At 37.1% G+C, this 15,492-nt stretch carries 10 protein-coding genes; 4 read left to right on the forward strand and 6 right to left on the reverse strand.

Features of this window, described 5'->3' with window-relative positions; translation table 11 throughout:
* Nucleotides 1-47: 47 nt before the first annotated feature.
* Complete coding sequence (locus FORMA_RS06425) at nucleotides 48-2,522, forward strand: ribonucleoside-diphosphate reductase subunit alpha (RefSeq protein ID WP_069674882.1); 2,475 nt, start codon at nucleotides 48-50, stop codon at nucleotides 2,520-2,522.
* 72 nt (nucleotides 2,523-2,594) lie between these two features.
* On the opposite strand, the gene FORMA_RS06430 is transcribed toward FORMA_RS06425, so the two are convergent.
* Nucleotides 2,595-4,865 (reverse strand): inorganic phosphate transporter, encoded by a 2,271-nt coding sequence (locus FORMA_RS06430; RefSeq protein ID WP_069674883.1) that lies wholly within the window; start codon nucleotides 4,863-4,865, stop codon nucleotides 2,595-2,597.
* Nucleotides 4,866-5,129: 264 nt separating this feature from the next.
* Here FORMA_RS06430 and FORMA_RS06435 point away from each other — a divergent pair, with 264 nt between their 5' ends.
* A complete protein-coding gene (locus tag FORMA_RS06435; RefSeq protein ID WP_069674884.1) occupies nucleotides 5,130-5,489 on the forward strand; it encodes a toxin-antitoxin system YwqK family antitoxin in 360 nt (119 codons plus the stop codon).
* Between the two features lie 37 nt (nucleotides 5,490-5,526).
* On the opposite strand, the gene FORMA_RS06440 is transcribed toward FORMA_RS06435, so the two are convergent.
* Entirely contained in the window at nucleotides 5,527-8,358 is a 2,832-nt protein-coding gene (locus FORMA_RS06440) for a TonB-dependent receptor (RefSeq protein ID WP_069674885.1), read from the reverse strand.
* An 81-nt stretch (nucleotides 8,359-8,439) separates the two neighbouring features.
* On the reverse strand, nucleotides 8,440-9,672 hold the full coding sequence (locus FORMA_RS06445) for a hypothetical protein (protein ID WP_069674886.1): 1,233 nt from the start codon (nucleotides 9,670-9,672) through the stop codon (nucleotides 8,440-8,442).
* A gap of 174 nt (nucleotides 9,673-9,846) precedes the next feature.
* Between FORMA_RS06445 and dgt the strand changes: the two genes are divergently transcribed.
* Nucleotides 9,847-11,187 carry a dGTP triphosphohydrolase gene (gene dgt / locus FORMA_RS06450; protein ID WP_069674887.1) on the forward strand — a complete coding sequence of 447 codons (1,341 nt, stop codon included), beginning with the start codon at nucleotides 9,847-9,849 and terminating at the stop codon, nucleotides 11,185-11,187.
* On the opposite strand, the gene FORMA_RS06455 is transcribed toward dgt, so the two are convergent.
* Nucleotides 11,184-12,935, reverse strand: a complete 1,752-nt coding sequence (locus tag FORMA_RS06455) for a 1-deoxy-D-xylulose-5-phosphate synthase (RefSeq protein ID WP_069674888.1) — start codon at nucleotides 12,933-12,935, stop codon at nucleotides 11,184-11,186. The genes dgt and FORMA_RS06455 overlap by 4 nt on opposite strands.
* Before the next feature lie 38 nt (nucleotides 12,936-12,973).
* Here FORMA_RS06455 and FORMA_RS06460 point away from each other — a divergent pair, with 38 nt between their 5' ends.
* Nucleotides 12,974-13,423, forward strand: coding sequence for a nucleoside deaminase (locus FORMA_RS06460; protein ID WP_069674889.1), 450 nt, complete (start codon nucleotides 12,974-12,976; stop codon nucleotides 13,421-13,423).
* On the opposite strand, the gene FORMA_RS06465 is transcribed toward FORMA_RS06460, so the two are convergent.
* Entirely contained in the window at nucleotides 13,424-13,696 is a 273-nt protein-coding gene (locus FORMA_RS06465; RefSeq protein ID WP_069674890.1) for a hypothetical protein, read from the reverse strand. It abuts the gene before it with no gap.
* A gap of 12 nt (nucleotides 13,697-13,708) precedes the next feature.
* On the reverse strand, nucleotides 13,709-15,454 hold the full coding sequence (gene aspS, locus FORMA_RS06470; RefSeq protein WP_069674891.1) for an aspartate--tRNA ligase: 1,746 nt from the start codon (nucleotides 15,452-15,454) through the stop codon (nucleotides 13,709-13,711).
* Nucleotides 15,455-15,492: the final 38 nt, after the last annotated feature.

Consider the following 15,492-nt stretch of genomic DNA (forward strand, 5'->3'; position numbering starts at 1 on the left):
TAACCGCTTTTTTCGACCAAAGAAAAGCCAACTAACGAAAAAGAATTATGTACGTATTAAAAAGAGACGGAAGAAAAGAAGAAATAATGTTTGATAAAATCACGGCACGCATTAGGAAGTTGTGCTATGGCTTGAATGAACTTGTTGATCCGTTGAAAGTTGCTATGCGTGTTATTGATGGCCTGTATGATGGGGTAACCACAAGTGAGCTGGATAATCTAGCCGCTGAAATTGCAGCAACCATGACCACTGCTCACCCCGATTATGCCCGCCTAGCAGCACGTATTTCTGTATCCAATTTACATAAAAGTACCAAAAAGACATTTAGTGAAGTCATGCACGATTTGTATACCTACGTTAACCCACGCACAGGCAAAGACGCTCCGTTGCTTTCTGATGAGGTATATGATGTCATCATGAAAAACAAAGAAAAGCTTGACTCAACAATCATTTATAACAGAGATTTTGGGTACGATTATTTTGGCTTTAAAACACTTGAGCGTTCATATTTACTTAAGCTTAATGGAAAAATCGCTGAACGGCCACAACACATGTTGATGCGTGTTTCTATTGGGATACACCTCAACGATCTTGATTCGGCTATTGAGACCTACACCTTGATGTCCAAAAAGTATTTTACTCATGCAACACCAACACTGTTCAATTCCGGTACCCCAAAACCACAGATGTCCTCATGTTTTCTACTCACCATGAAAGACGACAGCATCGACGGAATCTATGACACCTTAAAGCAAACTGCCAAAATATCACAGTCTGCAGGGGGAATTGGTTTGGCAATGCACAATATTCGTGCCACGGGGAGTTACATCGCAGGCACTAATGGAACCAGTAACGGCATTGTTCCAATGCTACGTGTCTATAATGATACCGCTCGTTATGTTGATCAAGGCGGAGGAAAACGAAAAGGGAGTTTTGCCGTGTACTTGGAGCCATGGCATGCTGATATTTTTGATTTCTTGGATTTAAAGAAAAACCACGGGAAGGAAGAAATGCGTGCCCGGGACTTGTTTTATGCCATGTGGATTCCAGATTTGTTCATGAAGCGTGTCCAAGAAGATGGCGAATGGACACTGATGTGCCCAAATGAGTGTCCAGGACTTCCAGACACTCATAGTGAAGCGTTTGAGGCCTTGTACACCAAATATGAACAAGAGGGGAAAGGAAGAAAAACCATAAAAGCTCGAGAGTTGTGGGAGAAAATCACAGAATCCCAAATAGAAACGGGGACACCATACATGCTCTACAAAGATGCAGCGAACAGAAAGTCTAACCAACAAAATTTAGGCACCATACGCTCATCCAACTTGTGTACAGAAATTATAGAGTACACCTCTCCAGACGAAGTAGCAGTTTGTAATTTGGCTTCAATAGCTTTGCCAATGTTTATTAAAGATGGTGCTTTTGACCACAAAGAACTGTTTAGAATTACAAAACGGGTAACCCGTAACCTCAACAAGGTGATTGATCGAAATTATTACCCAGTAATCGAAGCTCAAAATTCGAACTTTAGACACCGTCCCATCGGATTAGGGGTTCAAGGGTTGGCCGACACGTTCATCAAATTGCGTTTGCCTTTTACAAGTGATGAAGCCAAAAAGTTGAATCAAGATATTTTTGAAACCATTTATTTTGCAGCCGTTACAGCTTCCATGGAAGAGGCTAAAGCTGAAGGACCTTACGAAACATACAAAGGATCTCCAATAAGTAAAGGAGAGTTTCAATACAACCTTTGGGGTCTTAAAGATGAAGAACTAAGCGGTATGTGGGACTGGACTAAACTTAGAAAACAAGTTCTTAAAAATGGAGTGCGCAATTCCTTACTTGTTGCGCCAATGCCAACAGCCAGTACATCACAAATTTTGGGTAACAACGAGTGTTTTGAGCCTTATACGTCCAATATTTACACGCGTCGTGTACTTTCAGGAGAGTTTATTGTAGTCAACAAACACCTGCTTGAAGACCTTGTTCAACTCGGGCTTTGGAATGAAGGATTAAAACAAGAAATTATGCGCGCCAACGGATCTATTCAGCACGTTGATGTTATTCCTCAAGACATAAAAGACTTGTATAAAACTGTTTGGGAATTGAGTATGAAAGATATAATTGATATGTCCAGACAACGCGGATACTTCATCGATCAATCTCAGTCTTTGAATTTGTTTATGGAAGGTGCGACGATGGCTAAATTGACATCCATGCATTTTTATGCTTGGAAAAGCGGACTTAAGACTGGAATGTATTACTTAAGAACGAAAAGTGCTGTTGACGCGATTAAGTTTACTTTGGACACCAAAAAACAAGAACAACCAAAAGCAGAATTACAGGCCGAAACCCAAGTGCTTGAAAAGAAAAAAGAGAAGGCAGTCAAAACAGCAGAAAAATTCTCTAAACAAGCATCAATGGATGCAGATGTAGAGCCAATGTCGGCAGAAGAGATGAAGGCCCTAATAGAGCAAGCTAAAGCTTCTGAAGGAGACGATTGCTTGATGTGTGGATCTTAGACCAATTACATACAATGATAAAAAAAACCTCGCCAAACATGGCGTGGTTTTTTGTTGATTATAACTTCTAAACTAACCAGCGCTATTTTGATGGGCTTTTTGGTACTCTTCAAATAGACTGGCAGACGCATTCATCAAATCTTTTGTTTCCAAAAGTAAACTAAAGTAAAGTGTTGTATTTTTTGGGCTGGATTCCTCGTTGCGTGTTCGTTCAATTTGAGAAGAAATATTGGATTTAAGTGCATTTTCAACTTCTATTTTTTTAGCCCTAATCGATTCTATTTCTTCAAATGTTTTGTTTTTGAAAATTTCTTCAGCATCTTTAAACAAGACGTCAATAGTGTGGCTAATATCGCTTAATTCCTTGATTTGGTTAAATTTGAGTTTTTTGTGATTATTATTCACGTGTTTATGGCTCATTTTAGTGATGAAATCTAAAGATTGTGTCATGTCCTGAAGCGATGCTAAAATTTGGATGTAAAAATTACTTGCACTTACACTAGCTTCGTCAAGACTCTTAATAAAATAGAATATATCATCTCTTAACGCCTCGATTTCATCAGAAAGTTTGACAATTTGTTTTTTGTTTTTCTTAAGGTTATTTAAATCTTGCTGGGCTAGTGCATAAATAGTAGAATTATAAATTTTCCCACCACGGCTTAACACTTTTGCAATCGTATTTGCACTTTCATTAATAACGCCTTGTATAGATCGTCGTTCGGATTTTTTAAATGTACTTCTGTTTTCTGTTTTCTGTTTTCTTTTGTAGCGTAAAGAGCTGTTGATTAAGAGTCCAAAAGCTGTGAATAATAAAACAGGGAACATGAGCTGAACATTAAGGTTCATTAAGTAAGCGACCAATCCAGATGCTGTAAAAGCAACAATTGCCGTAAAAAACCAACCAGCGATTACATTCAGGACGCCTGCTACTCTATATACTGCACTTTCTGCACCCCAAGCCCGATCTGCAAGTGAAGTCCCCATAGCAACCATAAAAGTTACATAGGTAGTCGATAGGGGCAATTTCATTGAAGTTGCAATCGAGATAAGAACACTAGCAACCATCAAATTAACCGCTGCACGAACCATATCAAACGCAGGACGATCTTGTGCTGGAATTTGTGCCAATCCAATACTTGATTGATCGAATTGTTGGTTTATTTTAGTTTTAAAATTTTTTGGAAAGGACTTATTTATAGCTTCAGTTCCACTAGTGGTTAATCGGACAATTAATCTGGAAAGTAGATTAGGTTTGAATCTTTCTTTTGTAGCACTTTGACTAGAGAGGTCAATAGAGGTCTGAACAACACTTTTGGATTTTGATGAAAACCATAGGGTGAGAACCATAATTAGTCCTGCGCCCATCAGCAACCAGTTATTGGTTGGGACTTTGGTGGCTAAAACATCCATGGGGAATACAGATGCACTAAGGCCTGAAGTCGACCATTCTATATATGAGTTATAGGCCGCTACTGGTACGCCAATAAAGTTGACTAAATCATTTCCAGCAAAGGCAAGTGCTAGCGCAAAGGTTCCAACAACTATAATGAGTCTGTAGATGTTAACTTTTGCTAAGCCAATTAGAGCATAAGATAAAGCAAACCAAAAAATGGAACTGACAATTACAATCCAGCTTACATGGGTTTCTAAGAAATTTTTTATGGTGATTCCGCCCAAAAGTTTAAAGGATTCATCTGCGTATGAGGTGCCTTTAAGACCTTTCATAAAAATAAAATAAGTAATAGCAGTAAGCGCAATACCGCTAAAAATTGCGCCAACCCAACTTGGTTTTTCTTCAAATCTAAATGAAATTAATACTCTAGAAATCCATTGAACAATAGCGCCAACGGTAAAAGCCACAATTACCGATAAAATGATTCCAAAAATAATTTGTGATGCTTTGGAAGTATTAATATAGTTAACGAGTTGATTCAAATCGCCTCCGTTGGAAAATATTTTTAGCGCAGCCATGGCAACTGCAGCACCCAAGAGTTCAAAAACAATAGATACTGTTGTGGAGGTTGGTAAACCAAGCGTGTTGAAGAAATCTAAAAGCAAAATATCCGTAATCATGACGGCCATAAAGATGATCATGATTTCATTGAACATAAACTCACCAGGATTAAAAATTCCTTTCCGCGCTACTTCCATCATCCCACTCGAAAATATGGCACCAACAGCAACCCCAATACTGGCCACAATCATAATAGTTCTGAATGAAATCGCTTTAGAACCAATAGCAGAGTTCAAAAAATTTACCGCATCATTACTCACACCAACAATTAAATCTGCAATAGCCAAAAAAGCTAAGGCAATGAGCATGTACAGATATATGTTCTCCATATGACTACATCTTTATAGTGCCACAAATATCATTTAATATTATTATTCTAATGTTAATTGAATGTTATCTATACACACACAAAAAACCTTATTTTGCTGTTTTAATCTGATAAAAAGTAAAAACAGCATAAATTTTTTATAATAACATAAAATGTTGACAATCAATTACTTATATGTTTAATGTTAAATTAATGTAAACAAATAGTTGATTTATTGTAAAAATTTGTATAATATTGTTTTATAATAACCCTAAAACCATACATTATGAAACGATATATTTTGATTTTATTCGCATCAATGGGTCTTTTATCATTTTCTCAAAATGCTATTAATCCAACTTTTGAAGCCCAAGGCGATTTGATTCAAGCCACGTATTTTCACGAAAATGGCTCTATTCAGCAACAAGGGTTTTTTACAAAGCAAGGCGTTTTGGAAGGTCTTTGGACAAGTTATGATTTTCAAGGCAATAAATTATCCCAAGGGTATTATTCTGATGGCCTAAAAACAGGGCAGTGGTTGTTTTGGACTGAAAATGTACTTAAGGAAGTTGATTTTTTAGATTCCAAAATTGTAAATGTTAACGAGTGGCGTCAAAAATCAGATATTGCATTTAATATAAAATAAAAAAAGCTCCCACAATAGGGAGCTTTTTTGATGTCACTTAAAAACTGTAACTATATCCAATTGAAAATTCTGTTCCAGGATTTAATTGGGTAAAAATTTGATCAGAAGCATTAAATGACTCATAGACGCTTTTGCGCTTACTGTTCAAAATATTAGAAACTTTAACATCTATTGTTGATTTCTTTTCTGGGCCAAATTTCTTATTTAAAGTGAAATTTAGACTGTTAAATGGCACAGTGTAAACATCAGGGACAATTCCTGTTCCAACAACTTCTAATGTTTTTCCTTGAACATTAAAGAATAGCCCAGTTTGTAGCCCGATTTCAGAATCAGTATAATTTAAACCTGTGTTGATTAAATATGGGGATTGTCCTTGTAATTCTCTTTTATTTTCAACACGCTCTCCATCCCTTGCAGCATTAACCCTACGGTTAAATTCATCTTCGAACATTGTTAGACTAGAATCAATGTAGGAAGCATTAACATTAAATTTTAGTTTTTCTAAACTATTGGCAATAAAACCTAATGATTTTCTAAATTCAAATTCTAGACCAACAACAGATGCATTCCCTAAATTTCTTGGTGTTAATTGATCTGGTGCAGATTCATAAAATGTTAATTCTATAGGATCGGTGAAATCTTTATAAAATACACTAAATGCAATCATTTCACTATTTTGTCCAAAAAATTCAGCTCTAGCATCAAAATTATTGATGTAAGAAGGGTCTAAATTAATATTCCCAATGAAAAGACGATTGGTAATAGGGTCAAAAATTTGACTTTTCGAAGCCTCTTTAAATGAAGGTCTTGCAGTTGTTCGCGAATACGACATCCTTAAGTTTATATTATCGCTCAAACCATAAATTAGATTAGCTGATGGGAAAAAATCCAATTTGTCTATAATTTTTTCATCCTTAAAAACTTCAGTTCCAGCTTGATTTTGCCCACTATAAATCGATGAAAAAAGCTCCGTTCGCAAACCCACAACCGCTTTAAGTTTTTCTGTGACTCCGAACTCGTTGGAAACATAGGCCGCACTCACATTTTGTATGGCATCAAACGCATTGGATTTTTCAAAAAGATCACCAAAAACAAGATGAGTACCTTGGTCTGTTTCCGGAATCCAAATATTCCCTTCAGATAATAGATTGTCTGAGTTACCATTTTGAACTTGAAGTGTTCCGCTTTTAGTAAAAGTATAATCATCAATGAAAAAATCACGTTGTTTTATGGTTTGGCTTACACCAAATTTAAGTTTTGCAGGGCGCTCTTTAAAGCTGTACTTTCTTACGACATCTAGCTTCCCAACAACATTAAGTTCTTCTAAATTTCTCCAAATTCTAATAGGATAACTCGCAGCACTTGGGCTTATAAAGAACTCCCCATTATCGCTTTGTTGAAGAGGCGTTATTCTATGATCTTTGTCGTATACCCTTGAAAGAGATGGTGATAATTTCCAGTTCAATTTCCACTCGCCTTCAGAAAATGAATGCTGTCCCCCAAATAGTATATTTGTGATTGACCGCTGTGTGTAAAGCAAAGCATCTTTTTTAATGGGCTCAAAACCACTTCCTCCACCTGCTTGGGCAATTTCTTGATTGTAGAGTCCTGCTGTGCTTTCACCATTTTGTATGTGTAAAAAGTTAAGCTTATATTTTGCTAGTTCACGCTTGTACACAATTCCTGCAAGCGTACTTAACAATATATTGCTTTTACCTTCAATACCGTTTGATCGTCTGGTTCCCAAAAGTTCGGTAATAGAAGTATTGTTTTCATCCTTAATAAACGTCCCATCAATACGATCGTCATAAAATTGTGTCTGGTTTTTGTAGGATAATGAAAATTGATATCCCAATTTATTTTCCCCAACATCATATTGATTTCCAGCGGTAAATCCAAAATCGAAATTCGCTCCACTGTTGCTTTGTTTTGCTGATAACTCTTTATTGAATTTATCTGTCATATTGGTCAAAATAGAACTATTTTCGAATGTACCAGGAATGGATTGATTTCTATTGATAGGTAGGTTTCTCATTCCATTGTCATATCCTAAAAAATCTGTTTTACTCCCCGTATAGCTTAAATAATCATCTCTGAAGTGCATGTTAGGGTTATAACCTGTCCCAATAGATATTGAATAATTTGCTTTAGTTGGGAAATCTTTAGTCACTATGTCTATCACTCCTCCAGTAAAATCTGCAGCATATTCTGCTGCTGCAGATTTAACGACTATAATATTATCCAATATACTTGTCGGGAATATATCCATTTGAACGGTATTTCGGTCTGGATCTAATCCAGGAATATCAACACCATTTAAAATTGATTTTGTGTAGCGATCACCAAGTCCTCGTACATAAACATATTTTCCACCTTGAATAGATACGCCAGGAACGTTCTTTACGGCATTAGCGATATTGCTAGCTCCACTACTTTTTATCCCTTGAGCAGATAAGCCATCAAGAAGTGTAATGGAATTTTTTTGTAGATCTAACACTGCAGATTCTGTATTTTTTCTTACAGTAGTAGTAATCACAACTGTCTCAAGCGAATTGGTATTAAGCGTAACGTCTACAATAACATCATCACTGGCCACAATATTCACATCAGAAATTTCAATAGTTTGATAACCAATATATGAAAAGACAACTGTATAATTTCCTGGTTCAACGTCGATGGTATATTTACCATCAAAATCGGATGTCGTTCCTTTTGTTGTATTTTTAATTAGAACGTTAGCGAAAGCCATTGGTTCATTGAATTCACCGTCCATTACGGTACCAGAGATTTTACCTGTTTGTGCAACAACATGCAATGCAGTTAAAATAGTTAGCGAAAATAATAAAAGAAATTTATTTAAATTTTTCATAGGATATATATATTACAAAACAATCGTTCGCAAAGATATGCGAACGATTGCTTAAAAACTAATTCAATTTCTGGATTCAGTTTAGTAACCTAAACCAGCTTTTGCATTTGAATATGTCCAGCCAAAAGCACTAGTATCAGCGCCAACAGAACCTTGGGCAGTTACAGCGGTGGCATTGTCACCAAATCCAGTTACAGAAACATTCTCTGCCTTGTTCACAAAGATTGAAGTAACATCAGTAACTCCAGAAGGCAAAATAATTTCCCATGTTCCAAAAGTTAATGTACCTGCATTGTAGCTTTCTGCAACAGCATCGTTGTCTAATTCAACATCTTTTCCTACAGGAAATCCACTTGCAAAAACATTATTAGTAGCTCCTGTTGCTGCTTTTCTATAATCAGCATACTCTCCGTTTTCAGTAACACTATTACCAAAAATTGAAGCATTTTGAAGTATAAACGAACCAGCTGCAGTTCCTTCAGGTCCATCCACTTCAAAAGCGTGATCTGATACATCACCTAAATGTACAACAACATTGTCTATGGTTCCAGAGTAAGCTTGATCAATATCTATGGCATCATCACCTTGTGCCCAAACTAATAAGTTTGAAGCATTAACAGTTCCTCCGAAGAATTCAACACCATCGTCAACATTAGCGACAACTTCTATGTGATCAATTTCAGTTCCAGATCCAACACCACCAAGAGTTAAGCCATTAATTTCATTTCCTTCACCAATTAAAGCTCCACCGTGTCGTATAGAAATATATTTCATAACTCCTGAATTATCTGTAGCATTAGATCCTCCATAAAGACCCCATGTGTCTTCAGCAGGAATCCCTTCTATTTGAAGATCAGTCACATCGCCAGAGAAAGAACAAGGTGCATTTCCTAATACAATTAATCCGCCCCAAAGACCTCTATCATTTTGGTCTAGGTTAGTACCCATGGTTTGTCCAATTGTTATGTTGTCAGAAGCAGAAGTCATAATAATTGGCTCAGAAGCTGTTCCTTCTGCCATTAATTTTCCACCACGAGCAACTACTAATGCAGAAGCTAAAGATCCTGTACCTGAGCTACCTTTAACAATAGTTCCAGCTTCAATTGTAAGTGTCGCACCATCTTGTACAACAACTTTTTGATTTAATTGGTAAATGTTGTCATTTGACCATGTGGTATTAGAAGTAATTGAACCTGTTACAGAAACCACATTAACCTGGGGTGTAGTTGTTCCACCGTTGTTATCATCATCAGATGAACAACTAAATAAAGCTATTGTTGCAAGAACAGAAAAAGCTAAAATTGATTTTTTCATTTTTAAATATTTATATAATTAAGTTTATGCAAATTAAACTCAAACACACAAAAGTTTTGTTAATTCTAATTTACATTAGCATTATGGTTGTGTTATGTAAATTATCAAATAATACAAAAAAGGAAATATTAACTTAACATTGAAAATCATTATCTTGCACCTATGAGTAAGACCATGAATTGGGAGCAATTATTATCCCTCAAACGACAAGGCGACACCAACAAGCGCTTACGTAAAGAGCAAGACGAAACCCGGCTTGGATTTGATGTAGATTACGATCGTATTATTTTTTCTACAGAATTTAGAAGTCTGCAAGATAAGACTCAGGTTATTCCCCTTTCTTCAACGGACTTTGTTCATACTCGTCTTACCCACAGCTTGGAGGTGAGTGTTGTAGCACGGTCTTTAGGGCGAAAAGTAGGTGAAATAATTTTAGAAAAACATCCTGCTTTAAAAGAAATCCATGGCTATAAACCCAACGATTTTGGCTCTATTGTTGCTGCTGCTGCTTTGGCTCACGATATAGGAAACCCTCCTTTCGGGCACTCAGGCGAAAAAGCAATTGGCCATTTTTTTAAAAATGGTCCTGGGCGGAGTTTTAAATCAGCACTTACAGACAAACAATACCAAGATCTATGTGATTTTGAAGGTAATGCCAATGGCTTTCAAATCTTGACACAAGATTTGAAAGGGCGCCCAGGTGGTTTACGCTTGAGCTATGCGACTCTAGGCGCTTTTACAAAATATCCAAAAGCTTCGCTGCCCAAAAAACCAACCCCACATATTGCCTCTAAGAAATATGGATTTTTTCAAAGCGAAGAAACCATATTTTTGGAAGTTGCAAAAGAACTAGGACTTCTAAAAATAAACTCTGATGACCATCAATTTGGCAGACACCCGCTAACGTTTTTGGTTGAAGCCGCGGACGATATTTGCTATACCATTATTGATTTTGAAGATGGAATTAATTTAGGTCTTATTGAAGAGGAATTTGCACTAGAATATTTAATTAACTTAGTCAGAGACACCATTCAAACCAAAAAATACAATGCCCTTCCAACAACACAAGCAAGAGTTAGTTATTTGAGAGCATTGGCTATTGGGACTCTTATTGACGATGTTGTTGCTATTTTTATAAAAAATGAAACCGCAATTTTAAATGGGACTTTTGATGTTTCACTTTTGGAAAAAAGTAAATACCAAGCCCAAATTAATGACATTATAAAATTGAGTATCGATAGAATTTATAATGCACAAGAAGTTATTGACAAAGAAATATCCGGTTTTGAAATTATCAATGAATTACTTTCACGTTACACAACAGCAGTGAATAATTTTCATGAAACCAAAGCCAGCAGTTACGACAAACTTTTAATCAAATTGCTTCCTAAAGACATGGAACTTCAGCATCAGAATTTATACAATCGTTTGATGGGGGTATGTTCTGTAGTGGCATCATACTCAGATAGTAATGCGGTATTGACCTACAAGAAATTAAAAGGGCTGAGCTTTTAGAATTCTATAAAAAATTCTCTTAGTCCATTGACATCCAATCCTAGTTGTTGCTGTAACTCATCCGTAGTACCGTGCTCAATAAATGCATCTGGTACTCCTTTTATTTTGATCTTGTTTGTGTATCCGTTTTCTGCAGCAAATTCTAAAACTGCACTTCCAAATCCGCCAACAGTTGTTCCATTTTCTACAGTGATAATGGTGGTGTAGGCTTCAAAAATTTGGTTCAGTAAAGCATCATCTAGGGGTTTTACAAACCGCATGTCATAATGAGCAATCGGTAAACCTTTTATTGCTTTATGAACATTATTGGCCATGGCGCCTATACTTAAAACGGCTGTATTTTTACCTGTTTTTAACTGAACGCCCTTTCCAATGGGGATAGATTCAAAGTCTTTTTTCCAATCCAAAAGTGTTCCGCGTCCTCTTGGATATCGAATAGCGATAGGATTTTTCAGCCCCATTTGCGCAGTGTACATGATGTTACGCAATTCAATTTCATTTCTCGGCGCTACTACAATAAGATTTGGGACGCATCTTAAATAGGCGATATCAAATACGCCGTGGTGTGTAGCACCGTCTTGCCCAACAAGCCCTGCCCGGTCTAAACAAAATATTACGGGTAAATTTTGTAATGCGACATCATGAATGACTTGATCATAGGCCCGCTGTAAAAAGGTGGAGTAAATTGCGCAAAAAGGAATTAGTCCTTGTGTAGCCATTCCAGCAGCCAAGGTTACGGCATGTTGTTCTGCTATTCCCACATCAAATGCTCGATTTGGGAATGCTTCCATCAAAAATTTTATAGAGCTTCCAGTAGGCATAGCAGGGGTAATACCGATGATATTTTCATTTTTTTCGGCCAATTCTACTAGTGTTTTTCCGAATACATCTTGAAATTTATCAGGTTCTTTAATGTGCTTTGAAGGAAGTAAATCACCTGTTTTGGCATTAAATTTTCCCGGGGCATGATAAGTGACTTGATGTTCTTCGGCTTGTTTTAGCCCTTTGCCTTTTGTTGTAATCACGTGCAAAAATTTAGGCCCTTCAATCGTTTTTAGGCGTTCTAATTCTAACACTAAAGCATCAAGATTGTGCCCGTCAATAGGGCCAGAGTATTCAAAATTTAGCGCTTCAAAAATATTATCTTCTTTTTGTTTTCCTTTTTTGACGTTTGTCAAATACTGCTTAAGTGCCCCCACGCTTGGATCAATACCAATCGCATTATCATTTAAAATAACCAATAAATTAGCATTAGTGACTCCTGCATGATTTAGCCCCTCGAAAGCCATTCCACTTGCTATAGAAGCATCACCAATAACAGCGATGTGGTGTTTTTGAAGCCCTTTGAGCTGACTTGCTATAGCCATACCCAGCGCTGCAGATATAGATGTAGAGGCATGCCCTGTGCCAAAGGCATCAAAAGTACTCTCACTGCGTTTAGGGAAGCCACTGAGCCCGCCCAATTGCCGATTGGTTTCAAATTTTTCTTTTCTTCCTGTTAAGATTTTGTGTCCATAAGCCTGATGACCAACATCCCAAATCAGTAAATCATTTGGTGTATTGAAGACGTAATGCAATGCTATGGTGAGCTCAACAACTCCCAAGCTTGCTCCCAAATGGCCCTCTTTGCTGGCGACAATTTCGATAATCATTTCGCGCAATTCTTGAGCAACAGAATTCAATGATTCTGCATCAAGATTGCGTAAATCTTTTGGATGTTGAATATGTTTAATTATTTTTTTTTGCACAATACAAAAATACACGTTTGAAATCGTATTTTTGGTATATGAATATAGAATTTGATGATGCGTATTTTATGAAAAAGGCATTGGTTGAAGCCCATTTGGCTTTTGATCAAGGTGAGGTCCCTGTAGGCGCTGTGGTCGTTGTGGACCAACAAATTATTGCTAGGGCACATAATTTGACAGAGCTGTTAAATGATGTTACCGCTCACGCCGAAATGCAAGCTGTTACTGCTGCTTCCAATTATTTAGGAGGGAAATTTTTACACGATTGTACATTATATGTCACCTTAGAACCCTGCCAAATGTGTGCTGGGGCATTGTATTGGAGTCAAATTTCCAGAGTCGTATTTGGTGCAAAGGATCAAGAGCGGGGGTTCTTAACGATGGGATCCACATTACACCCAAAAACAAAAATTCAAGGCGGTGTGTTAGCAGACGAGTCTTCAGAATTGTTGAAGCGCTTTTTTATTGAGAAAAGGAATTTGAATTAGTTACTCCTTCTTATTGTTGTAGGCCCTCATTTTCTCGATATTTTCTTTATTGAGCATATAATCAGAAGCCTTTTTGTCTTTCCAGCGGTAATATGAAAATAAAGGGAATACAAGCACAAAAAGTCCAACGATTCCAAATCCAATAAGTTTTTCCGAAATTGCAATTTCGTTGGCTTTCTTCAATGCATCTGTAGTATCAGAATCGGGAATTGCAAACCCCAAAAAAATACTTCCTACAGAGGCTATAAAAAGAATCCAAATTAAATACTTCATCAATGTAGTGGATTATTTAGTTTTTAACCCTAATTCATCCAACTGATCATTTGCAATTGGCGCTGGGGCATCAATCATGACATCTCTTCCCGAATTATTTTTCGGGAATGCAATAAAGTCGCGAATCGTTTCTTGACCGCCTAAAATAGCAACCAGTCGATCTAGCCCAAAGGCAATGCCACCATGAGGTGGGGCACCATACTCGAATGCATTCATCAAGAAGCCAAATTGTGCTTTGGCTTCTTCTTCTGTAAATCCAAGGTGATTAAACATCAAAGCTTGTGTTTCTTTATCGTGAATTCGGATTGATCCACCTCCGATTTCATTTCCATTCAGAACCAAATCATATGCATTGGCTTTCACAGCTCCAGGGTCTGTATCTAATAATTTGATATCTTCTGGTTTAGGTGCTGTAAACGGATGATGCATTGCATGATAGCGTTGTGTATCTTCATCCCACTCCAGAAGTGGAAAATCGGTAACCCAAAGTGGAGCAAATTCTTTTGGATTTCTTAAACCTAGTCGTTCTGCTAACTCCATGCGTAGAGCGCTTAACTGTGCGCGTACTTTACTAGTTTGTCCAGAGAGTACACATATTAAGTCGCCAGAATTAGCCCCTGTTTTTTCTGCCCAATTGGCCAAATCATTTTGGTCATAAAATTTATCGACAGAAGATTTATAAGTACCGTCTTCATTGCAACGTACATAAACCATTCCCAAAGCGCCAATTTGTGGACGTTTTACCCAATCAATAAGTTTATCAATTTCTTTTCTTGAATAGGAATTTCCCCCTGGAATTGCAATCCCTACAACGAGATCTGCTGTGTTAAATACCTTAAAATCTTTGTGCTGAGCTACGTCATTAAGTTCGCCAAACTCCATACCAAAACGAATATCAGGCTTGTCGTTTCCATAACGTTTCATCGCCTCATCAAAGGTCATTCTTGGAAATTCTGATAATTCAACTCCGTTTATTTCTTTGATCAAGTGCTTTGTTAAGCCTTCGAAAGTATTTAAAATGTCTTCTTGTTCCACAAAAGTCATTTCACAGTCGATTTGTGTAAATTCTGGTTGACGATCGGCACGTAAATCCTCGTCTCTAAAACATTTAACGATTTGGAAATATTTATCCATGCCGCCTACCATCAACAACTGTTTAAAGGTTTGTGGCGATTGGGGGAGGGCATAAAACTGTCCTTCATTCATACGGCTTGGAACCACAAAATCACGTGCTCCCTCAGGTGTAGATTTGATTAGGTAAGGCGTTTCAACTTCAATAAATTCAATAGACGACAAGTAGTTTCTTACTTCTTGAGCAACTTTGTGTCTGAAAATCAAATTGTTTTTAACAGGGTTTCGGCGAATGTCTAAATAACGGTATTTCATGCGCAACTCTTCCCCGCCGTCGGTATCATCTTCAATTGTAAAGGGCGGGACCTTTGCGCTGTTGAGAAGAGTTAATGACTCAACTAAAATTTCAATATCGCCAGTATCAATATTTGGGTTTTTAGAGGCTCTTTCAATAACAGTTCCAGAAACTTGAACTACAAATTCTCGGCCTAAATTTCTGGCTGATTTCATTAATTCTTTGTCGGTACGATCCGCATCAAAAACAAGCTGAGTGATGCCATAGCGATCCCTTAAGTCGACCCATGCTACAAACCCTTTGTCTCTAAATTTTTGGACCCATCCTGAGAGAGTTACTTTTTGATTTATGTGCGATGCTCTTAATTCACCGCAATGATGCGTTCTGTACATTTTATTTTGTTAATAGCGCAAATTTAAGATTATTAAAA

It is taken from the genome of Formosa sp. Hel3_A1_48 (assembly GCF_001735715.1).
Taxonomy (GTDB): domain Bacteria; phylum Bacteroidota; class Bacteroidia; order Flavobacteriales; family Flavobacteriaceae; genus UBA3537.